Annotated in this window: 22 protein-coding genes; 12 read left to right on the forward strand and 10 right to left on the reverse strand. The window is 40.6% G+C overall.

Features of this window, described 5'->3' with window-relative positions; genetic code table 11:
• Nucleotides 1–49 precede the first annotated feature (49 nt).
• The 5 genes from MTN96_RS33325 (at nt 50) to csrA (ending at nt 5415) form a co-directional block, all read left to right on the forward strand.
• Nucleotides 50–838, forward strand: coding sequence for a BPSS1780 family membrane protein (locus tag MTN96_RS33325; protein WP_004587511.1), 789 nt, complete (start codon nt 50–52; stop codon nt 836–838).
• The gene (locus MTN96_RS33330; protein WP_004587512.1) at nt 838–1290 is read left to right on the forward strand and encodes a regulatory protein RecX; all 453 of its coding nucleotides are present in this window, start codon (nt 838–840) and stop codon (nt 1288–1290) included. Before MTN96_RS33325 ends, MTN96_RS33330 begins: the two co-directional genes overlap by 1 nt.
• Before the next feature lie 19 nt (nt 1291–1309).
• Entirely contained in the window at nt 1310–3910 is a 2601-nt protein-coding gene (gene alaS, locus MTN96_RS33335; RefSeq protein ID WP_055254821.1) for an alanine--tRNA ligase, read from the forward strand.
• A gap of 6 nt (nt 3911–3916) precedes the next feature.
• Nucleotides 3917–5134, forward strand: a complete 1218-nt coding sequence (locus tag MTN96_RS33340; RefSeq protein WP_054983851.1) for an aspartate kinase — start codon at nt 3917–3919, stop codon at nt 5132–5134.
• Between the two features lie 89 nt (nt 5135–5223).
• Complete coding sequence (csrA, locus tag MTN96_RS33345; protein ID WP_004587515.1) at nt 5224–5415, forward strand: carbon storage regulator CsrA; 192 nt, start codon at nt 5224–5226, stop codon at nt 5413–5415.
• A gap of 50 nt (nt 5416–5465) precedes the next feature.
• Here the strand turns inward: csrA and MTN96_RS33350 are convergent, their stop codons facing one another.
• From MTN96_RS33350 to MTN96_RS33360, 3 genes are all read right to left on the reverse strand, one after another.
• Nucleotides 5466–5933 (reverse strand): YcxB family protein, encoded by a 468-nt coding sequence (locus tag MTN96_RS33350; RefSeq protein ID WP_248534318.1) that lies wholly within the window; start codon nt 5931–5933, stop codon nt 5466–5468.
• Nucleotides 5934–6097: 164 nt separating this feature from the next.
• Nucleotides 6098–6289, reverse strand: a complete 192-nt coding sequence (locus tag MTN96_RS33355; protein ID WP_004587517.1) for a hypothetical protein — start codon at nt 6287–6289, stop codon at nt 6098–6100.
• Between the two features lie 52 nt (nt 6290–6341).
• Nucleotides 6342–6515 (reverse strand): DUF1328 domain-containing protein, encoded by a 174-nt coding sequence (locus MTN96_RS33360; protein WP_002961939.1) that lies wholly within the window; start codon nt 6513–6515, stop codon nt 6342–6344.
• 528 nt (nt 6516–7043) lie between these two features.
• Between MTN96_RS33360 and MTN96_RS33365 the strand changes: the two genes are divergently transcribed.
• The 5 genes from MTN96_RS33365 (at nt 7044) to MTN96_RS33385 (ending at nt 11519) form a co-directional block, all read left to right on the forward strand.
• Nucleotides 7044–7289 carry an OadG family protein gene (locus MTN96_RS33365; RefSeq protein WP_024031602.1) on the forward strand — a complete coding sequence of 82 codons (246 nt, stop codon included), beginning with the start codon at nt 7044–7046 and terminating at the stop codon, nt 7287–7289.
• A 9-nt stretch (nt 7290–7298) separates the two neighbouring features.
• A complete protein-coding gene (gene oadA, locus MTN96_RS33370; protein ID WP_248534321.1) occupies nt 7299–9077 on the forward strand; it encodes a sodium-extruding oxaloacetate decarboxylase subunit alpha in 1779 nt (592 codons plus the stop codon).
• Nucleotides 9078–9088: 11 nt separating this feature from the next.
• Nucleotides 9089–10219, forward strand: coding sequence for a sodium ion-translocating decarboxylase subunit beta (locus MTN96_RS33375; protein WP_004587520.1), 1131 nt, complete (start codon nt 9089–9091; stop codon nt 10217–10219).
• A 138-nt stretch (nt 10220–10357) separates the two neighbouring features.
• The gene (locus MTN96_RS33380) at nt 10358–11329 is read left to right on the forward strand and encodes an aldo/keto reductase family oxidoreductase (protein WP_004587521.1); all 972 of its coding nucleotides are present in this window, start codon (nt 10358–10360) and stop codon (nt 11327–11329) included.
• Nucleotides 11330–11342: 13 nt separating this feature from the next.
• Nucleotides 11343–11519 (forward strand): hypothetical protein, encoded by a 177-nt coding sequence (locus MTN96_RS33385; RefSeq protein ID WP_004587522.1) that lies wholly within the window; start codon nt 11343–11345, stop codon nt 11517–11519.
• 92 nt (nt 11520–11611) lie between these two features.
• Here the strand turns inward: MTN96_RS33385 and MTN96_RS33390 are convergent, their stop codons facing one another.
• Nucleotides 11612–12925 (reverse strand): peptidoglycan DD-metalloendopeptidase family protein, encoded by a 1314-nt coding sequence (locus MTN96_RS33390; protein ID WP_004587523.1) that lies wholly within the window; start codon nt 12923–12925, stop codon nt 11612–11614.
• A gap of 379 nt (nt 12926–13304) precedes the next feature.
• On the opposite strand from MTN96_RS33390, the gene tyrS reads away from it, so the two are divergent.
• Nucleotides 13305–14504 carry a tyrosine--tRNA ligase gene (gene tyrS / locus MTN96_RS33395; protein WP_096740108.1) on the forward strand — a complete coding sequence of 400 codons (1200 nt, stop codon included), beginning with the start codon at nt 13305–13307 and terminating at the stop codon, nt 14502–14504.
• Between the two features lie 71 nt (nt 14505–14575).
• Here tyrS and MTN96_RS33400 read toward each other — a convergent pair whose 3' ends face one another.
• The 4 genes from MTN96_RS33400 to folE2 form a co-directional block, all read right to left on the reverse strand.
• Nucleotides 14576–15520 carry a regulatory signaling modulator protein AmpE gene (locus tag MTN96_RS33400; protein ID WP_248534323.1) on the reverse strand — a complete coding sequence of 315 codons (945 nt, stop codon included), beginning with the start codon at nt 15518–15520 and terminating at the stop codon, nt 14576–14578.
• Nucleotides 15521–16228, reverse strand: coding sequence for a 5'-methylthioadenosine/S-adenosylhomocysteine nucleosidase (gene mtnN / locus MTN96_RS33405; protein ID WP_004587526.1), 708 nt, complete (start codon nt 16226–16228; stop codon nt 15521–15523). It lies immediately after the preceding gene.
• 119 nt (nt 16229–16347) lie between these two features.
• Complete coding sequence (locus MTN96_RS33410; RefSeq protein WP_024031608.1) at nt 16348–16944, reverse strand: DUF2726 domain-containing protein; 597 nt, start codon at nt 16942–16944, stop codon at nt 16348–16350.
• A 114-nt stretch (nt 16945–17058) separates the two neighbouring features.
• Nucleotides 17059–17979 carry a GTP cyclohydrolase FolE2 gene (folE2, locus tag MTN96_RS33415; protein ID WP_055254809.1) on the reverse strand — a complete coding sequence of 307 codons (921 nt, stop codon included), beginning with the start codon at nt 17977–17979 and terminating at the stop codon, nt 17059–17061.
• Nucleotides 17980–18205: 226 nt separating this feature from the next.
• Here folE2 and arcB point away from each other — a divergent pair, with 226 nt between their 5' ends.
• Nucleotides 18206–20524, forward strand: a complete 2319-nt coding sequence (gene arcB / locus MTN96_RS33420) for an aerobic respiration two-component sensor histidine kinase ArcB (RefSeq protein ID WP_248534325.1) — start codon at nt 18206–18208, stop codon at nt 20522–20524.
• Between the two features lie 14 nt (nt 20525–20538).
• Here the strand turns inward: arcB and arcA are convergent, their stop codons facing one another.
• Both arcA and MTN96_RS33430 read right to left on the reverse strand, forming a co-directional pair.
• Nucleotides 20539–21255: a two-component system response regulator ArcA gene (gene arcA, locus MTN96_RS33425; RefSeq protein WP_004587530.1), complete on the reverse strand. Its 717-nt coding sequence runs from the start codon at nt 21253–21255 to the stop codon at nt 20539–20541.
• Nucleotides 21256–21745: 490 nt separating this feature from the next.
• Nucleotides 21746–23350, reverse strand: coding sequence for a HAMP domain-containing sensor histidine kinase (locus MTN96_RS33430; RefSeq protein WP_248534327.1), 1605 nt, complete (start codon nt 23348–23350; stop codon nt 21746–21748).
• Between the last annotated feature and the right edge of the window lie 61 nt (nt 23351–23411).

Here is a 23411-nt window from a genome sequence, read left to right on the forward strand (position 1 = left end):
CCTCACGCCAAGTTATACTTGGCGTGTTTTGTTTAATTTAAGAGCCAGTATGTCTAACGAATTACGAATTTTTAAAGCCGATGCCGGGCTAAAGTGGTTTAAAGCCGGTTGGCATATTTTTAAAACCCAGCCATTTACCTTTGTAGTTATGCACTTATTAATAGGCATAGTGGGCATACTGTCGTTATTTTTACCTTTGCTGCAAGTTGTTGCGGCACTTGCTACGCCTTTTTTAACCGCCGGCTTTTATCAGGCGGTGCTTAGCAAGCAGCAGGGCGGTAAAATTATGCTCGCCGACATACTCAAACCCTTTAGCGCAAAAGGTAACCGTTTAGGACTGCTACGTTTAGCGCTTTACCAAATGGGGGCGGGTATTTTAATGGCCTTATTAGCTAATGGCCTATTTGCCGATGCGGTGGCTATTATGAGCCAAGAGGGGCTTGATCCTAACATTGCGCTTGAGCAAACCTTAAATAGTATTTCGGGCGCCAGTGTGGTGCTATTTTTAGTGGCAATGGCGGTGTATTTAATGGCGTTTGCTTACGCGGTACCGCTTATTTATTTTAGTAAAGAAAAACGCATTTTAACGGCGCTTAAAAATTCGCTATTGGTTTTTTATCATAACCTGTTCGCATTGAGTGTTTTTGGCATTATTTGTGTGTTATTTATGGCGCTTTCTATGTTCTTATCGTTCTTACCGCTGTTGATTTTAATGCCAATTTGCTACATTAGTTTCTTTGTATCTTATCAGGCTATTTTTATGCCAGTTGTACCGCCAAGTGACGATAGCAATGTTAAACCACTTAGCAGTGAACAAAGCGGGCGCTTTGACGCTTAATGGATGATAAGTTAAAACAAAAACTTAAAAACTATGTACTGTGGTTACTTGGGCGCCAAGAGTATTCGCGCCGTGAGTTAACCTTTAAGCTTCAGCAAAAAGAAGCCAGCGACGAGTTTATAGAAACCCTGCTTAATTGGTGCGAAGAGCACAATTTTATTAACGAGCAACGTTATTGCGAAGGGTTTGTCAGAAAACACATTTTTAAAGGCCATGGCTTAAAGCGCATTCAAAGCGAAGCCATAGGCAAAGGGATTGACCGTTCACTACTTGAAAGAGTGGTTGAAGAGCTTGAAATAGACTGGTTTGAGCTTGCGCAGGAAGCGTACAACAAAAAGTATTCAACTACACCGGCCAACCTCGAGTACAAAGATAAAGCTAAGCGCGTGCGCTACTTAATGTACCGAGGATTTAGCTACGAACAAATTGATTTTGCAATGCAAGCACAGTAAATACAGGTGAGATTTTCACATGCAGCACATGACTACGGCACAACTTAGGCAACAGTTTTTAGACTTTTTTGCCAGCAAACAGCACCAAATTGTCCAATCGGCTTCACTTATTCCGGGTAACGATGCCACGTTGTTATTTAACAATGCCGGTATGGTTCCTTTTAAGGATGTGTTTTTAGGCGCCGAAACTCGCCCTTACACGCGTGCTACAAGTGCACAGCGTTGTGTGCGTGCTGGTGGTAAACATAACGATTTAGAAAACGTAGGTTACACAGCGCGTCACCATACATTTTTTGAAATGCTAGGTAACTTTAGTTTTGGCGATTACTTTAAACAAGACGCTATTAAGTTTGCGTGGGAGTTTTTAACTGAGGTTGTTAAATTACCACAAGAAAAACTACTTGTTACTATTTACCACGACGATGAAGATGCATTTGGCTTTTGGCACAATGATATTGGCCTAAGCGAAGATCGTATTATTCGTATTGCTACCTCAGATAACTTTTGGTCAATGGGCGATACTGGCCCGTGTGGCCCGTGTTCTGAAATATTTTACGATCACGGTGAGCACATTTGGGGTGGTCCTCCGGGCTCGCCTGAAGAAGATGGCGACCGCTTTATCGAAATTTGGAACCTTGTATTTATGCAGTACAACCGTCAAAGCGACGGTACTATGGAGCCGCTGCCTAAACAATCTGTTGATACAGGTATGGGCCTTGAGCGTATTGCTGCTATTTTACAAGGCGTGCATTCAAACTACGAAATCGACTTGTTCCAAGGCTTAATTGCAGCTGCGGCAAGTGTAACTAACGCACAAGATTTAAACGATAAGTCGCTACGCGTTGTGGCGGATCATATTCGTTCGTGTGCGTTTTTAATCTCTGATGGTGTTATGCCGTCAAACGAAGGCCGTGGTTATGTATTGCGTCGTATTATTCGTCGTGCAGTGCGCCATGGTAACAAGCTTGGTGCACAAGGTGCGTTTTTCTATAAACTGGTTGCAGCGCTTATTGAACAAATGGGCCAAGCCTACCCAGAGCTTGCAAAGCAGCAAGAAATTATCGAAAAAGTACTGCGCATTGAAGAAGAACAATTTGGTAAAACCCTTGAGCGTGGCTTAGCTATTTTAGAAGAGAGCCTAAGCGAGCTTAAAGGCGATGTTATTCCTGGTGACTTAGTATTCAAATTATACGACACCTATGGTTTCCCCGCTGATTTAACGGCCGATGTAGCCCGTGAACGCCAAATGACAATAGACCATGCAGGCTTTGAAGAATGCATGGCTGTACAGCGTAAAACAGCGCAGCAAGCGGGTAAATTTGGTGCCGATTACAACGAGCAATTAAAGTCAGAAAAACACACTGAGTTTAAAGGCTACGACAGCACACATCATAGCGCTACAGTAGTAGAAGTGTTTGCAAATGGTGAGTCGGTTTCTATTTTAGAAGACGGCCAACAAGGCATTGTGGTACTTAACCATACGCCATTTTATGCAGAATCTGGTGGCCAAACAGGCGATACCGGTACCATTACTGTTGCAGGTGGCGAGTTTACAGTAACTAACACTACTAAGCTGGGTAATGCGTTTGCGCACCACGGTAGCGTACAAGGGCGCATTGCGGTTAACGATAAAGTAGATGCAACTATTGATGATGCCCGTCGTGAACGTATTAAGAAAAATCACACAGCTACGCATATTTTACACGAAGCACTGCGCCAATTATTAGGTGAACACGTAAGCCAAAAAGGCTCGCTGGTTGAGCCTGAACGTTTACGTTTTGACTTCTCGCACTTTGAAGCGGTTACTAAAGACGAACTACGTGAAATTGAGCGTGTAGTTAACGATGAAATTCGTCGTAACTTTGCCCTAAACACTGAGCTTATGGCGATTGATGACGCTAAAGCAAAAGGGGCAATGGCGCTGTTTGGCGAAAAGTACGACGATGAAGTACGCGTTGTAACCATTGGCGATTACTCAATTGAACTGTGTGGCGGTACGCACGTAGAGCGCGCGGGTGATATTGGCTTATTTAAAATTGTATCTGAAAGCGGTATTGCTGCAGGCGTACGCCGTATTGAAGCTGTAACAGGCGCAGATGCAGTGGCGTATGTAAGCGAGCAAGAAAAACAGCTAAACGATGTAGCGGCGCTGGTAAAAGGTGATAGCGCATCGGTACTTGAAAAAGTAACTGCGCTTCTTGAAAAGTCTAAAGGCCTTGAAAAGCAAATTGCACAGCTTAACGATAAGCTAGCCAGTGCAGCGGGTGCGTCTTTACTTGATTCGATTGTTGAAATTAATGGCGTTAAGCTACTAGTGGCAAACGTTGAAGGAACTGAATCTAAAGCGCTTCGTGGTATGGTTGACGACCTTAAAAACAAGATTGGCTCAGGTGTTATTGCACTGGGTGTTGCCAGCGGCGAAAAAGTAAGCCTAATTGCCGGTGTAACGAAAGATTTAACCGGTAAAGTTAAAGCCGGTGAGCTTGTAAACCACATGGCAGGCCAAGTAGGCGGCAAAGGGGGCGGTCGTCCTGATATGGCACAAGCGGGTGGCTCACAGCCTGAAAACCTAAACGCCGCGCTTGAAAGCGTGACTGCCTGGGTAAGTGAGAAAGTTTAAGCTTACGTGGCACTTATTGTCCAAAAGTTTGGCGGCACTTCGGTTGGCTCTATTGAGCGAATAGAAGCGGTCGCCGACCTTGTTGTTAAAACTAAGCAGCAAGGTCATCAAGTGGTTGTGGTTCTTTCGGCCATGTCGGGAGAAACCAACCGCTTAATTAACCTCGCCAAGCAAATAGATACTCGCCCGAGTAGCCGAGAATTAGACGTACTTATTAGCACTGGAGAACAGGTTTCTGTTTCGCTCCTTGCTATGGCTATTATAAAACGTGGCCATTCGGCTGTAAGCCTACTAGCCGATCAGGTTAATATTCAAACCGATAACATGTTTGGTAAAGCCCGTATTGAAGAGGTTGCTGCGACGCGTTTAAAGCATGAGCTTGAGCATAATCGGATTGCGATTATTGCCGGTTTTCAGGGGCGCGATGTAGAGGGCAATATTACAACCCTTGGACGTGGCGGCACCGATACCTCTGCGGTAGAGATAGCCGCGGCAATAAAAGCCGATGAATGTCAGATCTATACCGACGTTGATGGCGTATACACTACTGATCCTCGTGTAGAACCAAATGCACAGCGAATGCGTCATGTAACGTTTGCCGAAATGCTAGAGCTGGCAAGTTTAGGTGCAAAAGTATTGCATATTCGTGCTGTTGAGTCGGCTGGTAATCATAAAATGCCGCTAAGGGTGCTTTCGAGTTTTGAGCCCGATGAAGGAACGCTAATAAGTTTTGAGGAGAGCGATATGCCAACTAAGGTTGTGTCGGGGATTGCGTTTAATCGTGACGAATGCTTGATAAAGGTACATGGCGTACCATACTGTGTTCATTCTCTTACAAAAATTTTGAAACTTTTTGCAGAAAATGGCATCGAAATAGATATGATTAGTCAAGTTAATCATAACTTTGAAAAAATAGACTATGCTTTTACTGTGCATTCAAATGACTATTTGCAAGCACACGATTTACTAACTCAACAACAGGTAAATCTGCAGGCTGATAGCATTTCTAGTGATACAACAGTTGCAAAAGTGTCGGCTGTTGGCATAGGAATGAAGTCTCACAGTGGTGTAGCGCATCAATTTTTTGATGCATTGGCGCAAGAAGGCATACACATAGTTTTAGTATCGACGTCTGAAATCAAGGTATCGGTTTTAATTGACGAGAAGTATTTAGAACTAGCAGTAAGAGCGTTACACTCAGAATTTTTAACAGAAAATGGATAGTTTGGGAGTTTTTACTTACTTTTCAATCAATTTTTCATTAAAATGGTCAAGCGGAATCTTATAATTTATTGGAACATGGGAGCAAGAGAATGCTAATACTAACTCGTAGAGTAGGTGAAACCCTAATGATTGGTGACGAAGTAACTGTTACTGTATTAGGTGTTAAAGGAAATCAAGTTCGAATTGGTGTTAACGCACCTAAAGACGTTTCAGTGCATCGTGAAGAGATTTACATGCGTATACAAGCTGAAAAGTCTAACCCTAATCCGGGCAATGCTTAATCAACAGTTATACTTAGCTGAGTAATGCACTTAGCTATACCAAAAGCCACTCATTGAGTGGCTTTTTTGTTTATAAAATCGCGCATTTCATCGGTTAATACACCGCTAGAAATATATTGCATACCTTTATTATGGTGCACTAAGTAGCCGTGGTTAGTTTTAATAATGTGGGTTATTTCTGCCCACTTAAATGTATGGCTTTTATAGTGGTTCTCGGTGCTAATAGCGTCATCAGTAAACGAAAGAGTAACCGTTGAGCCCGAAGCACGACTAAACATTTGGCGCGTAACCCACCAAGGCCTGCGGTAATAAAAGGCAACGCATTCTAATACACCCAGCATTATTAAAAATGTACCTAGGTAGTGATCGTCCATAGCGTAAATACTAATTAAACCTAAGCACACCAGTAATGCCAGCAAAAAATACTTTGGCTTGGCTGCTTTACTATAAGAGTGGGACTCGTCAAAGCATTCGTAGTAGTAGGGTTTATCGAGTGTGTAAGTGGTGGTCAGTGCCATAATTGCTAAATTGCTAATAAGTAATAGTTTTCGCTATTTTAACAAGCTAGCGTAAAAATCACACCCGTTAATGTAGGCTATGCATTATAAGAGTTAGAAGCCGCTGTTTATTAGCGCACAAAAAAACGGCTTATTAAAAGCCGTTTTTTACGTTACCAAACAGATTAACAGTTAGTTTCTTCTGCGTTAACGCCTTCTTTTACATTTTCACATGCATCTTCTACAGAGTTTTGCACGTCAGTTACTGCTTCATCAATACGCTCACCGGCTTCTTCTGCGTGGTTGTCTTCACAACCCATCATAAAGAAACCTGCAAATACGGCGATTAGTGCTGCTTTTAAAGTTGTTGAGTTCATAATGTAATTCCTTGTATATGTTGATTGTTTAGTGTTTTAAATATGTTAGTAGCTACCTGGGCGATTTACCGCGCAGCGCACCTGAAACTAAAGAAATCACTAAAAGTACTAAAAAGATAAAGAATATAATTTTTGCTATACCAGCTGCGGCACCTGCGATACCACCAAAACCTAACACTGCAGCGATTAAAGCAATAACTAAAAATGTAATTGTCCAGCGTAACATTGTTTTCTCCTTGGTTATCAAATTCGTTCGAAAGTAATAATGCCAGTTGCGTGCCAGAGTTTAATTTTATTATTTTTCAGTGTGTTATGGTTTTTTGAGCGAAGATTGTAAATTTAGGATTGGTAAGTTTTACGTTTAACGATGTAACTTATTCACACTATTGTAAAGAGAGTAAAAAAATAAATATTTTTTGTGCGCTGCTTAACTAATCTTGGTAAGACCAATTTACATTTTAGCCCAAGCTGATTTTTTACCTGCCGTTTAACTTACTATTTTTTATAGTTTTTAAGTTTTTTTGGGTTTAACCATATAACCTTTGCCTATAACGGTTATTTTTATCATCTATATCTAAGCTAATTTAACCCTGTATTAGCTATGTTAACTATTGTGACTGTATGTTAGTTTAATTTTAATTGGTTTTACCAATTGACAGGTGGTGGACAAAGTTAAAAGTTTTGTTATCATTCGGTGAATAATTATTTAAATAAAGCGGTTTTTTATATCGCTATATAGTGCAGGGGGAGAAAAATGGATATAGGAGCTGTACTCACAACCGCAGGTAGCTTGATGCTGACGGGCATGGTGGGCGTGTTTGTATTTCTTTCAATATTGATTGGTGCTGTGTCACTCATGTCTAACTTGGTTGCTCGTTTTGACGAGGCTGAAGTTGCAATACCGGTTAAATCACCATCTTTAAAATCTCAAGGTGTGCCAAACGAGCACATCGCTGCTATTAGTGCTGCCATTGCTCAGTACAAATCAAATAATAAATAAGAGGCACACATGGCTAAATTAAAATTAACAGAACTTGTTTTACGCGATGCTCATCAGTCTTTACTTGCAACCCGTATGCGCTTAGATGACATGCTCCCTATTGCTAGCAAACTTGATGATGCCGGTTATTGGTCTATTGAGTCGTGGGGCGGCGCTACGTTTGATTCGTGTATTCGTTATTTAGGTGAAGATCCGTGGGAGCGTATTCGTGCCCTTAAAAAAGCAATGCCGAATACTAAACAGCAAATGTTATTGCGCGGGCAAAATTTATTGGGTTACCGCCACTATGCCGATGACGTGGTAGAAAAGTTTGTAGAGCGTGCCTACAAAAATGGTGTAGATGTATTTCGTATTTTTGACGCCATGAACGATGTACGTAACTTAGAAACGGCAATTAAAGCGGCTGTAAAAGTAGGAGCACACGCGCAAGGCACTATTTCTTATACTGTAAGCCCAGTGCATACCCTTGATATGTGGTTAACCCTTGCAAAACAGCTAGAGGATTTAGGTTGTCACTCTCTTTGTATTAAAGATATGGCAGGCTTATTAAAACCATACGATGCAGAGCAACTTATTAAAGGGCTAAAAGAAACCGTTTCTATCCCTATTGCTATGCAGTGCCATGCAACCACCGGTTTAAGTACAGCTACGTATCAAAAAGCCATTGATGCAGGCATTGATATGCTTGATACCGCAATTTCTTCAATGAGTATGACTTACGGTCATTCAGCTACAGAAACCATTGTAGCAATTGTTGAAGGTACGCCCCGCGATACCGAATTAGATTTAAACCAGCTAGAAGAAATAGCGGCTTACTTTAGAGATGTACGTAAAAAGTACGCTGCCTTTGAGGGGAGCCTTAAAGGTGTTGATGGCCGTATTTTACTCGCGCAAGTACCTGGTGGCATGTTAACCAACATGGAAAACCAACTGAAAGAGCAAGGCGCAGCAGATAAGCTAAATGAAGTATTACTTGAGATCCCACGCGTGCGTGAAGATTTAGGTTTTATTCCGCTAGTTACTCCAACATCGCAAATTGTAGGCACACAAGCAGTACTAAATGTGCTTACGGGTGAGCGTTATAAAACAATTACCAAAGAAACCGCCGGTGTTTTAAAAGGCGAGTATGGTTTAACACCTGCACCTATGAACAAAGAGCTGCAAGAGCGAGTGCTTGATGGCAGCGAGGTTATTACGTGTCGCCCTGCAGATAATATAGCCCCAGAGCTTGCATCGCTTGAAGCAGAGCTGCAAAAAGAAGCGCAAGAACAAGGTTTAACACTTGCTGATGAGCAAATAGATGATGTGCTTACCTATGCATTATTCCCACAGGTTGGCCTTAAATTTATTAAAAACCGTAACAACCCAGATGCCTTTGAAGCAGTGCCAAGTGCTGATGATGCAAACGCTAAGCCTGCAGCAAAACCTGCAAGCAACAAAGGTGTTAGCGCTGAGCAATACAGCGTTAAAGTTGACGGTAAAGTTTACGATGTAGTGGTTGCGCAAGGTGGCGAGCTTAAAGAGGTAACGCTAAAAGATTCAGAGCACTTACCACAATCAGCATCTGTTGCATCAGGTGAAACACTGAATGCGCCACTGGCAGGTAATATTTTTAAAGTAAAAGTTAAAGCAGGCCAAGCCGTAAACGAAGGCGATGTGGTTGTTATTATGGAAGCGATGAAAATGGAAACCGAGGTTCGTGCAATGCACTCAGGTACTGTGGCTGAGGTCTTAGTGTCTGAAGGTGATGCTGTGACAACGGGCGATGCAATTATAGCGATGGCGTAGGAGTAGCTTTAATGGAAGGTCTTTTAAACCTTTGGCATGCTACCGGCATTGCTAACTTTACGTTTCCTGGCTTAATAATGATTGCGGTAGGGTGTTTGTTATTGTTTTTAGCCATTGCTAAAAACTTTGAACCCCTATTACTGCTGCCGATTGGCTTTGGCGCAATACTGACTAATATTCCGGTTGCTGGGCTTTCTGACCCAGGTGGTTTGCTTTATTACGTGTATTATGTAGGTATTGATACGGGGATCTTCCCTTTATTAATTTTTATGGGAGTAGGGGCGCTAACCGATTTTAGTGCGCTTATTGCCAACCCGCGTATGTTATTACTGGGTGCAGCCGCGCAGTTTGGTATTTTTGCCACCTTGTTTGGGGCAATTTTATTAAACTATGTACCTGGCTTTGAATTTAGCTTACAAGATGCCTCAGCCATTGCCATTATTGGTGGTGCCGATGGCCCTACAGCCATATTTTTAGCATCAAAGCTTGCCCCTGATTTACTAGGTGCCATTGCGGTTGCTGCTTATTCTTACATGGCGTTAGTGCCAATTATTCAGCCGCCTATTATGCGCGCATTAACTACACCTGATGAGCGTGCTATTAAAATGCCAGAGCTGCGCAAAGTATCTAAAAAAGAGAAAATAGTATTTCCTTTAATGGTACTGAGCTTAACCGCTATGTTTTTACCAGCGGCTATTCCCTTAGTAGGTATGTTCTGTTTAGGTAATTTAATGCGTGAGTCTGGTGTTGTAGATAGGCTTAGTAACAGTGCCCAAAACGAAATTATTAATATAACCACGATATTTTTAGGTTTGGCAGTGGGCTCTAAACTAGCGGCCGATCAGTTTTTAACTGTAGAAACTATTGGTATTTTGGTGCTCGGTGCGTTGGCATTTGCTATTGGTACAGCGTCGGGTGTGTTTATGGCAAAAGGCCTTAACAAGCTTTCTAAAACACCTATTAACCCTTTAATTGGTGCTGCGGGTGTATCGGCAGTACCGATGGCGGCGCGTGTAGTTAATAAAGTTGGGCTTGAGAATAACCCACATAACTTTTTACTTATGCATGCTATGGGGCCAAACGTAGCTGGGGTGCTAGGAAGTGCCGTAGCCGCAGGTATATTACTGGCGCTTGTTGGCTAGTATTTAGGATTTAATCCAACCGATTAGCGCAGTTTACTGCGCTTTTTTTATGCCTATAAAACTGTACGTATTAAAGTTTGTTTGCAGACGTGTTTTTGTTTACAGTGAGGGCTATGCACACTAATAAGGATAGTCATCATGCTTCACACCCCTTTGGCAAAATATTTACCTCATGTTAGTAGACTCGTTTTTGGCTGTATGGGCCTAGGCGGCGGTTGGAATAAAGACGCCATTACTAAGGCTCACTTAAAGCAAACTCACGAGTGTATTGATGCAGCCATAGCTGGCGGCATTAACTTTTTTGATCACGCCGATATTTATACCTTTGGCAAAGCCGAGCAGGTATTTGGCCAAGCACTAGCTGAGCGACCAGAGCTTCGCGAGCACATGTATATTCAATCTAAATGCGGTATACGCTTTGAAGATGATAAAGGCCCTAAGCGTTACGATTTTTCGGCCAAGTGGATTGAAGAGTCAGTTGAAGGTTCACTTAAACGTTTAAACACCGATTATCTTGATGTGCTTATGCTTCATCGCCCTGATCCGCTAATGGAAGTAGAAGAAATTGCACAAGTATTTAGCTGTCTTCAAGAAAGCGGCAAAGTACGTAATTTTGCCGTATCAAACATGCAGCAGCACCAAATGAACTTTTTACAACATGCCTTAGATATGCCTATTGTTGCTAACCAAATTGAAGCAAGTTTACAAAAACACCAATTTGTTGATGAAGGTGTTTATGCAGGTAATGCAGATGGAAAAGATCTTAACTTTACACCGGGCAGTGTAGAGTATTGCCGCCACTTTGATATTCAAATACAAAGCTGGGGAAGTTTATGCCAAGGGCTATACACAGGGGGCGATTTAACAAATGCATCGCAAGCCGACATAAATACCAGCATACTCGTAAATAAGCTTGCTGCACTTTACGATACAACGCCTGAGGCGATTGTTTTAGCTTGGTTATTACGCCACCCTGCATTAATACAGCCAATTATTGGCACAACGAACGTTGAGCGTATTGCAGCGTCATGCGGTGCGCTAAATGTTACGTTAAGTCGCGAACATTGGTATGCATTGTATGTAAGCGCCAAAGGCCATGAATTACCATAATTAAGGTTTAGGAATGAATATATTTGTTATTTTAATTTGCTTGTTTGTCGCTCTTGCAGTGCTGATACCTTTGCTTGAAAAGTACCAAGGTAAAATGGGGTTGGATGGCGCAACTAAATACAGCAAATATATTTGGCCGCTGGTTATGGTTTCTTTAGTCGTACAGCTAATTTATGTATTAATGAACTAATAAACTAATAAACTAATAAATTAATAAAAAACACAAAAAAGCCTTTGCAGGTTAACCCTGCAAAGGCTTTTTTAGTATCTATAACTTATACGTTACTTAAGTGCTAGCTGTAGTTCGCGATTGCGTTCAAGCTGTGCAATAAAGTTTTCGGCAATAGGTTTAAACTTAGCAAGTTCAGAGCGTGGTAATGGCTCAGACTTAGGTAACTTAACGGTTTTAGGATTACGGTGTACACCATTTACTAAAAATTCGTAGTGTAGGTGCGCGCCTGTTACACGGCCGGTAGAACCCACGGTACCAATTTTGTCACCTTGTTTAACCTTTTGGCCTGTTTTAACAAGCTTTTTGTTAAGGTGTAAGTACTTAGTTACGTACTGTGTGCCATGGCTTATAAATACGTAGTTACCATTGTACTTACTGTAACCTGCTTTAATTACTTTACCGTTACCCGAGGCTACAACCGGTGTACCTGTACGTGCTGCGTAATCAATACCACGGTGCGCTCTTACTTGCCCTGTTACCGGGTGTAAGCGACGTGGGTTAAAGCTCGAGCTAATATACTTAAAGTTTACCGGCGCACGTAAAAATGCTTTTTTCATGCTGCGCCCTTCAGGCGTATAAAAGCTGCCGTCGGTATGGCGAATAGCCGCATAACGCTGGCCTTGGTTTATAAATTCTGCCGCAATAATTTTACCAGTGCCAATAAACTCGCCATCAACATAATGCGACTCGTAAATTAGTCCAAACTGATCGCCCTTACGAATATCGTTGGCAAAATCCACATCCCAACCAAATATATCAGCAAAGTTCATTATTTGGCGCTCGCTTAAGCCTGCAGCAATCGCTGAGGTCCAAAAGCTGCTAGAAATTTCGCCACCGGCTGTTTTGCTCAGTGTTTCTATTTCTTTGCTATCTATTGATGTGTCGTAATTACCTTCGTCATTTAAGGTAACAAACAAAGTATCTGTTTTTGAAATAACATAACGAAGCTGAGCTAAATCACCGTTTTCTGCCGTTGCAAAACTAAGTATTTCACCTGGGTGAATCTTAGTTAGTTTGCGTGTTTCAGCATTGGTGTTAATTAGCTTGTGAAGCGTTTGCGCTGAAAAGCCAGCACGCTTGAAGATAATTGCTAAATTATCGCCGTTTTTAACTTGATGATCGACTAAGTCGTATTCTGGCAGCTTTTCTGCTGCTTCTGGCGAATTTAATTCAGTTAATTTTTCGTTGTCTTCAACTTTAACTTGTAACTCGTAACGCTTACCAATTTCTAGTGCATTTGCACTATTGTCTTTGGATGCAGTCGCTTTTTCTGAAGGAAGAAAGGCTAAGCCAACAATAGCAGAAACCAAACCTAGAATAAGCAATTTGTGTTTTTTGGGAAGCGTGTTAACCACGTGAACCATAACGTGCCTTTTCTGCTGTCGTGAAAATAAAATATATATTAATGCAGGATATACGTAATAAGGTACGAATACTAGTAAATAAAGCTAAAAGCCCCGCAAATGTTAGTAAAATGACAATTTATAGTTGTTTAAGTTTATCGATTTAAACTGTTTCTAAAGTGCGCTAAAATCGGCGTTTAAACACCATTTCTAATTGCCTAACACAGTGAGACTAAGCTTATTGAGTTTAGTTGCATTATTCGCATAAAAAATTGTTTTAATTAGGTAGAAATTTGTTATGTTAGCAACATAAGTGCTTTTGGTTTAAATCTGTTTTAAACCCTTATGTAGCAAGTCATCTAGTTGCCCCTTCGTTGGCAGAATTTTGGAGTAATACACAGTGGATTTACAAACCGCTCTAGCAGAGATAAAACGCGGTGCAGAAGAGATATTAATTGAAGACGAATTAGTTGAAAAACTAAAGTCGGGCAAAAAGTTAAAAATTAAAGCCGGTTTCGATCCTACCGCGCCAGACTTACATTTAGGTCACACTGTACTAATTAATAAAATGAAAACCTTTCAAGATTTAGGTCATGAGGTTATTTTCTTAATTGGTGACTTTACCGGCATGATTGGCGATCCAACAGGCAAAAATGTAACACGTAAACCACTGACCCGTGAAGATGTACTTGCCAATGCTGAGACTTATAAAGAGCAAGTTTTTAAGATTTTAGACCCAGCTAAAACCACCGTAGCTTTTAACTCTTCGTGGATGGAAAACCTGGGTGCCGCAGGCATGATCAAACTTGCAGCTAATCAAACTGTAGCGCGTATGCTAGAGCGTGACGACTTTAAAAAGCGTTACGGCAACGGACAACCCATTGCAATTCACGAATTTTTATACCCACTCGTACAAGGCTGGGATTCGGTTGCACTTGAGTCAGACGTAGAGCTTGGTGGTACTGATCAGCGCTTTAACCTTTTAATGGGCCGCGAGCTTCAAAAAGTAGAAGGCCAAAAGCCTCAAACAGTATTAATGATGCCATTACTTGAAGGTACTGACGGCGTTCAAAAAATGTCTAAGTCGCTTGGTAATTACATTGGTATTACTGATGCGCCAAACGATATGTTTGGTAAAGTAATGTCGATTAGCGACGTACTTATGTGGCGCTATTACGACTTACTAAGCAGCTTATCAATCGAAGAAATTGCAGCGCAAAAACAACGCGTGGAGCAGGGCACTAACCCGCGTGATATTAAGATTGAGCTGGCGAAAGAGTTAATTGCACGTTTTCACAGTGAAGAAGCTGCGCAAGCCGCACACGATGACTTTATCAAACGTTTTCAGAAAAAAGCGCTACCTGATGAAATCCCTGAGCTGACAATTACGATTGCAGAAGAAGGTATTTTAATTGCTAACTTACTTAAAGAAGCTAATTTAGTAGCCAGTACTTCTGAAGCAATGCGCATGATTAAGCAAGGTGCAGTAAAACTTAACGGTGAAGATAAAATCACTGATACAAAACTTGAAGTAGTAAAAGGCACGACCGCTATTTACCAAGTAGGTAAACGTAAGTTTGCCAACATTACTGTAGCGTAAGCGCAGTTAAAACTAAAAAAACCAGCTTAGGCTGGTTTTTTTGTGCGCGTATTTTGGCTGCTAAAAAACCACTAAATCAGCTTTAATATCTCAATACTGATAATGACTATCAGCCAAAATGCACGCGCTTGATTTAATCTATTTATGATCACAGGGACGTCTTCGGCTTTTGGGAGTCGCTCGGTTCCAATTCGCATTTTATTAAAACGCTTACCAAAATAAACCGCAGGGCCGCCTAGCTGTGCGCCAATAGAGGCGGAGCACACACTTAAAATCCACCCTGTATTTGTTTGATAAAAGTGTCTGCCATAGTGCTTTATGTAATGCATACTTTGTTTACTGGCTTTGCTTGCAGCAATTGTTAATGCAAGTAAGCGTACGGGGATAAATTCGATTATAAACAAAAGTATTTTAAGCGGTTTTAAAAAGTGGCTATTAGGTGAAATATTGGTGCGCCAAGCATGCTGCATTAAAGTCAGTAGCCGATACGCTAAAGCGGCAATTGGCCCAAGTAATAAAAATATAAATATAACGGTAAAGTAATTACGGGCAGTTCGTAAAATTAAGCTTTCAATTAAGGCTTTAATAATACCTGGCGCTGAGAGCTTATTGACCTCTCGGGCAAGCAGTGGCTTTACGAGTTCACGCGCGGTAGATTTTTGGTTTTGTTTTACTAACTTTGCAACACGCAGGGCTTTTTTTTCAATCGCTTTGCTTTCTAGGCACAAATATAAAATGAGGCCCGCGAGCAGCTCAGGATAAAAGGCAAATTCAAGCAGTAACACAATAATAATAAGAATAACGCTTAAAACTAGCGCACAGGCAAGAGTGGAGGCTAAATAAAGGTAACTTTTAGGCTCACTTGGTTTATAAACCCGTTTTCCTATAGCACTAAATACAGCGGTTAATACTGTATTAGGGTGATACCAGCTTTTTAACGGGAAAAAGCGCTCAGCAATGAGCGCCACAAAAAAGGCAATAAAGTCCAAATGGTTTTGAACAATATTGCTTAGCATTTACAGCGTAACTTTTGTTAGTTTTTCCAATAGTGCAACAACCATTTTTGATGAATTGATTGATGCAGTCTCTAAGTATTCTTCAAACGATTGCGGCGACTCTTTACCGGCAATGTCAGACATTGAGCGAATAACCACAAATGGCGTATTAAGCGCAAAACACGTTTGTGCAATAGATGCGCCTTCCATTTCTACTGCAAGCATTGTAGGAAAGTCGCTGCGTGCTTTATCAATTCGCACTGGATCACACATAAATGAATCACCCGTACAAATTAAGCCTACTAAGGTTTTTACTTCGCTAATTTGCGCAATGGTTTGCTCGGCAGCTTCAACTAGTTTTGGGTGTGCGGCAAAGCCTGCTGGCATTTGTGGAACTTGGCCAATTTCGTAGCCAAAAGCGGTTACATCTACATCGTGATGACGTACTTCTGAAGAGATAACAACATCGCCAACACTTAGAGAGGGATCAAAGCCACCGGCAGAACCTGTGTTAATAACACAATCAGGATTAAAGTTATCAATTAATAACGTGGTTGCAATCGTTGATGCCACTTTACCAATACCCGATTGCACAAGTGTTACTGTATTACCTGCTAATTCGCCTGTGTAAAAGGTAAACCCTGCTTTAGTTAGCACTTGTGGGTTTTGCATTGCTTCACGTAAAATTTTAACTTCTGGCTCCATTGCGCCAATAATACCAACATTCATAGTGTTTGATTCCTGAGTTTGAATACGTAGATTATACGTGAAGTTAGCAATAAAAAACAAAAAAGCGAGCTGTTTTACGGCTCGCTTTAAATACTTTTAGGAGAGTATTTAATTCTATTTTAAATTTCGGCTAACGCAGTGGTTTGCGCTTTAGCCTGAGAAGGTGACAATACCGCAGGTTTACTTACACGATTACGTGTTGGACGAGCCGATTGCACCGCTGCAGGTTTGCCTAATTTAAACATAATTGCATCGCGCACCTCAGAAGGGCGGTAGCCTGATTTTACTTTCATACGAATATGTGGAATGCCAGCGGATTCTAAAGCGCCGTTTACAAACCAGTCGCGCTGCGCTTTGTGGCCATCTTTATTGGCGTTGTTAACTAAATCGACCGCTGCCACTATCGTCATTTTTTCTTTATCTACCAGCACAAAATCGAGTTGCTTATTTTTAGCTTTAGCTAAAGCTGCACGTTTTGATTTAGCTGAGAGGCCTTGCTTGCAGTCGATTACATCGATGAGTTTGACGCGGCTCACAATTTTGTATTGATCGCCTACCGCACGCTCTAAAAGATTTAAAAATGCACCCTCAACCTGTGTAAACACGGTTTGTTTGCGGGTAAAAGGATAGGGATTGCCGCCATCATCACTAAATTTTGACGCAACCACAGAGGCCCCAACCACTAATACTAAAATTGATAATAAAGCGAATTCCATACGGTAACTCCATAACAACAAATTGACACTGCTTAAGTAAAGCAATTTACGTGCCTAAAAATTGGTTGTTATGGCTAATTACCGTATGTATTTATTATTAACGCAGCAGGGCTGCTAGGCTTTGTAACCGCCCTCAATTCCTTTAACGGCAATAGCGACTGCATCATGCGCATGGAGTGATTCGTAATGATTAATTTGCAGCCAGTAATCACTAAAGTTATCGTTTTCAAGAACCGCTTTAATTTTACGTGCAGCGTCTTCACAAAACATTAAATTTTGACCGTTAAGGCGGGCAAATTCTTGCTCATCTTCACGTTTTACTGCCGCTTGTACCGGGGTTTTTAGCTCAGCTTCTAATGTATCAATTAAATTTACTACGTCAAATTCACTAATCGTGTTGTCTAGCTTTACTTTAACGTTTGCAATTGAACGCTGTGAGTGAGGCGTTGCCACAATACCCTGTGTTGTACCTAGCCATGCTAAAACATCTTTTTGATTAAGTGTTTCTTGGTTAAACTTTTCGCTAAAAGCATTTTGAATAAGTTGGCGAGCAAGTGCTGCAGAGCATGGACAGGTTGATGAATAAGTAACATCCACGCTTAGCTCGTAGCTAATTACGCTATTTTCAATAGTGCTGGTTAGGGTAATTGGGTAGCTTTTCCAACCTGCTTTACCGCTTAACAACGATTTACGACGCAGCGGTAACTCAAATTTAAACTCTATTTGGGCTTTGTCACTTAATCCTTCGTGGCTGGTGATAAATGTATCGAGTGCTTGAGCTAAAGTTTGTGGGTTAACTTGTTGCTCTGTAGAGAGTAAATCAAGCGCTAAAAATAAACGCGACATATGAATGCCTTTAGCGTCTTCTTTATGCAAATTAACAAAGGCACGCGCTTTTGCGTTAACGGTAACGGGTGCTAAATCTTTCGATTCAAAAATAAATGGCAGTTCTATTTCGCCCATACCAACCCAGTCTAACTTACCTGTTTGTAAGGCGGGAGCCGTATCAGCTATATCGGGCATGTTGGTTTGCATGTGCGCTACTCGTTATTGGTCATAATAAAGCGCAGCATTTTACACTAAATAATTTATTGCTGAAATGATGAGTTTAACAAGTAGGCAAAAGTAAACATGAAAATTTTCTGTTTTTGTCGCACAACATGAATATAGCTAATAGAAAAATGCTAAAATCTGCTGCAAAATGCGTTTGACTATTAATAGGCACTTTTTATTTATGCCTAGTAACGAGATACACTGACCTATGACCGATTCTTCTTTGAGCCCTTGGGCTCGAGTACTTTCTAGTTTAATAACTCGCTTTGGTGAGTTAAAAACCGCGGCAATGTGCTACGCGCTTTTATTAGGCGTGTCGCTTATATTGTCGAGTATGTTTTATTATGTGGCACTGGGTGAGGTTAATTTAGTTGATATTTTAGCTGTGGTATTTTTTACCGCGGTTGTATCTCCCTTTATGATCAGTATTTTACTCAACTCGATTAGACAATTAGATGCCTCGTACGCTTATTTAGACAGCGCCACAAAACAAGAAAAGCTGTTAAATCAAACATTAAAAGATAATATCAACCGCCTCAACATCGAAATAGATGAGCGAAAAATGGCTTTTCATGCCAAGCATCGCGCCATTGAAGAGCTTCGCCGCGAAATAGCAGAGCGCAAAAAAACACAGCAAGAACTTGCTCAGCAAGGCATGCTCCTTCGCTCTATTGTCGACTCTTCCCCCGATTTATTTTATTACCGAGATAACAACGGCGTGTTTGCCGGCTGTAATAAAATGTTTGAAGAGGTTATGGGCAAAACCAGCGCTGAACTAATTGGTAAAACAGTGGAGCAGATTTTCCCAAGCTACTTTTTAGCAGAAGTACTCAGAACCGATAAACAAGTAGAGCAAACGCATCAAGCGCTGACAATTGATGTTGAATATATGGTTAATGGCGAAAATCGTTGGTTTGAGCTGCGTAAATTACCGTTTATAAACGATCAAGGTGACTACATAGGTTTGCTTGCATTTGGCCGTGATATAACCAGCCGTAAAGAAGCAGCACAAGCGCTTGAAACAGCCTATAAGGATAAAGGTAAGTTTATAGCAACGCTTAGTCATGAGCTGCGCACGCCATTAAATGGCATTGTAGGTTTAACACGAATGCTACTTGATACAGAGCTTAATAAGCAGCAACGCAGTTGGTGTAATACGGTGTTTTCGAGCGCTGAAACCTTAGGTAATATTTTTAACGATATTATAGATTTAGATAAAATAGACCGAGAGCAGTTAGATATAGCAACCGACTCTATTAACGTTTCAGACTTTATTAACGATGTAGTGAACTTTGCCGGTTTAATTGCTGAACAAAAAGAGCTTGAATTTTCAATTGAGCGAAATGGCACATTAGATGTTTATGCACTCCTAGACCCAACGCGTTTACGCCAAGTGGTATGGAACTTAATTAATAATGCCGTTAAGTTTACCCAGCATGGCGAGGTAAAACTCACATGTAGCCGAGAAGAGCGTAACGATGGACCGTGGCTTGAACTTGAAATATCAGACACAGGGCAGGGGATCCCAGAGGATCAACTCTCGCGCATATTTGATATGTACTACAAAGCCCCAGATTTAAGCGGTAAAAACGCGATTGGCTCAGGCATTGGTTTAGCCGTAACCAAAGCGTTGGTCAGTGCAATGAAAGGCACTATTTCGGTAACCAGTACAGAAGGTGAAGGCAGCTGCTTTACAGTACACATACCGCTTAGCTTATGTGTAGCGCCTACCGAACAAAGCTATGCAGGTAGAGGTTTATATATTTTACTTGTAGAGGATGTGCCATTAAATGCTGAAATTGCGACTAACCTGTTAGAGCAGCGCGGCCATGAAGTGATTTGGGCCGAAACAGGTGAAGATGCACTCTCGTTTGTAGAAACCGAAGACGAGCTAGATTTAGTACTACTTGATATGCAACTGCCCGATATAAATGGTGATGAGGTGGCAAGACAAATACGTGCCGATAGCCATTTTGATAAATTACCTATCGTTGCGCTTACAGCGAATGTACGTAGCGCCGAAGAAGACTTAGAAGGTATTTCGGTGCAAGGGGCGCTTGCTAAACCCATTAATACAATAAAGCTTGATAAAATGCTGGCTGATTTGTTTGATATTCAACAAAGTGAATCAGACAAACCACTGCTAACGGTAAGTAAAGAAGCGCTTGAGGGCATTAATGCAGGTGTGCTTGATGTTGAAACCATTGAAGACTTTGTAAACTCTATGGGGCTTGAAGTATTTAAGCGCAGCAGTGGTTTGTTTGAAAAACTAAACCCGCAATATCAGCAAGAGCTGCAAAGCGCGTTAAATGAAAACGACAGGGAAGAGTACAAATCGGTGGCGCATAAGCTTAAAGGTGCTGCGGGCTCTGTAGGATTAAACGACGTACAGTTACATGCTAAAAAGATGGAACACGGTGCGCTTGATGAATCAGATGAAGTACTAAAAGAATGGTTAGATACATTGGCAGATAAAATAAATGAAGGACAAATTGCCCTTCATTCGTTTTTACAATTATTAGAGTAAGCGGTTTACTCTAATTAAGCGTCGATTTTACCAATAAAGCGGTAACCTTCACCATGGATGGTGCTGATTAGCTCAGAAGTAGAATTATCACTTTCGAAGTGCTTACGAATACGACGAATCGTTACATCTACTGTACGGTCATTAGCGCGAAGTTCACGGCCAGTCATATGCTTAATAAGTTGCTCACGGCTAAAAATACGCCCTGGAGAATCAAGCATTAAACGCAGCGCTCTGTATTCACCTTTAGGTAAACGCTTAGCATCACCATTTGGTGACGTTAAACAACGGCTGTTTTCGTCAAGTTCCCAACCGTTAAATGTAATTACACCGTTGGTTTCTAGCACTGACTCTTCGCCGCCTAGCGCTGTACGGGTAATTAAGTTGCGAGCGCGTATAGTCAATTCACGAGGGTTAAAAGGTTTAGTGATGTAATCATCAGCACCAATTTCTAAACCTAAAATACGGTCTACATCGTTATCACGGCCGGTTAAAAAGATTAAACCGACTTTACGTTTTTGGCGTAATTCACGTGCTAAAATTAGCCCGTTTTTACCCGGTAGGTTGATGTCCATAACTACAAGATTGACGTCATCATTATTTGTAAGCTTGTCATGCATATCATCGCCATCAATGGCTTCAATAACTTTGTAACCTTCAGCTTCAAATAAACTCACGAGGTTTAGTCGAGTTACGTCTTCATCCTCTACGATTAGAATGACTGGCGTTTGCATTATTAATTAACCTTTTTGGAATATTTTATTTACAAAAAATCGAATCTTAACTAAATAATTCGATTACTAGAGATTATAGGATTATACCCAAATGTTAACAAGAAAAAACAAGTTGGATAAAAATAAAACAGTAGGGGTGTTCCAAACTAACCAAAAGGCATTGTGCAAAAACTACTGTTTAATGATATATAACGGATGCAGCTTTTTGAATTATGAAAACGAAGCCATTTCCTTTAATAATTGATACATCCACCAATCGCTTAAAGGTACTAAAAATAATCGCGCAAATTCAAAACGGAATTATATCATTTTATAACCTTTCATCAATGTATGTGATACTGCAAAAGCAATAAAGTTCAGAAATTGTATCGCTTAATTATTAGATCAAGTTAAATAATTAAACATGAAATATCACATGCTCTCTCTATAAGGTCATTAAATGGTAATTCAAGTAAAAAGCGTAAATAAATACTCTTTTTTTAAACACTTTTTATGGAATTGTAATAACAAAGCGTACGCCGGGTTTTGCATCTAGGTCATACAGTATATGCCCACCTAGTGCTTGGGTTACTAAGTTGTACACTAAGTGCATGCCTAAACCACTTGCCCCTTGGCCTCGCTTAGAGGTTACAAATGGGTCAAATATCCTGTTTTTGACGTTTTTATCAACGCCTTGGCCGTTATCTGTGTAGATTATTTTTATTTGTGGGCCTGTTATTTCTATATCAAACTTAATTTCGTTATTTTCGCTATTGCTAAAACCATGAATGGCAGAGTTTAAAATAAGCTGTTGGAAAATTTGTTGTAATGGCTCAGATTTACTCTCAATGGTTAAATCACTCGGACAATTAATCACTACGTTAGGCTTTGACTTTATTAACTCTGATTGAATCGACATTAATACATCAGATATTAACCTATGGATGTTTACATGGGTTTTAATCCCATCATCTTGAATTACAGCTACCTTTTTAAAGTTAGAGATAAGGTCGGCCGCACGGTTTAGGTTTCTATAAATTAAATCAAGGTTTTCGATACCTTCGTCAATAAAGCGTTTTAATTGGTTAGAAGTAAGAGACTTATTATCAAAACTAAGCTGAATATCGGCAAGTTTATCGCGCAGCAAGGTTGAGCCAGTAATACCTAGGCCAATTGGGGTGTTAACCTCATGGGCTACGCCGGCTACCATTTGTCCTAATGAGGCCATTTTTTCGTTTTCTACTATTTGTTCTTGGTATTGGTGCATTCGCTCAAGGGTAGAAAGCAGTTCTTGGTTTGCTTCACGCAGGGCTATTGTTCTTTGGCTTACCTTTTCTTCTAAGCTTTGGTTGAGTTGTTTGATCTCTAGTTTGTCTTTTTCATGACGTTCTATTTGCTTACGGGTGCGAGTAAGCATGATATTTAAGCTGTTTGATAAGGCTGTAACCTCTTTTACGCTGGTGCTTGGTGCGCGTACGTCATAATTATGATTTTTTGATACGTCTTGTAGCAATACACTTAAGTGTTCAATAGGGTTAGCGATACTTTTTTGTGTTTTTATCGCTATAAAGTACACAAAAAACAAAATAAACAGAGTAAGGAAAATATCTATAATAATTTTTTGTTTTATAAATTCATCTAGGCTTTCTAAGCTGCCACGCATATAAACGTAACCCACCACCTGCTCGTTATTAAGCACAGGTGTTATTAGCTCAATGTAGTTGTTGGTCACTCTTGGCTCATTAAGATCTTCAATGCTGTCAACGCGCAGCGGAACAGGTGGGGTTTTTTTAGCATTAAAGCTAATAAAAAATACAGGTTTACTCGATGTTTTTTCTATTGCGTAAATATGAATGTTTTTAACAAGGGGGATTTTATCAAACGACTTTAGGCGTTTTTCTTCTGTTTTTCTGTCGTCTTTTACCAATGAATCTGCGGCATCAAAAGCAACAATATCGGAAAGGATCACGAGCTTGTTTATGATCAGTTCCTTTTGTTCTTTTACACTCATATAAGTGGAAATTGAAACCGATAAAGTTAAACAAATAGCAGTGATAAGCATGATGGTGTTGATCAGCGCTTTTCGAATACTTTTTTGATGTACTTTTTTTGGCATTATTGCTGCATCGCCTAAGCATGAATATTTATATTTAGAACTTTAGTTTAGCAAAAACCAT

It is taken from the genome of Pseudoalteromonas sp. 2CM28B (assembly GCF_023161935.1).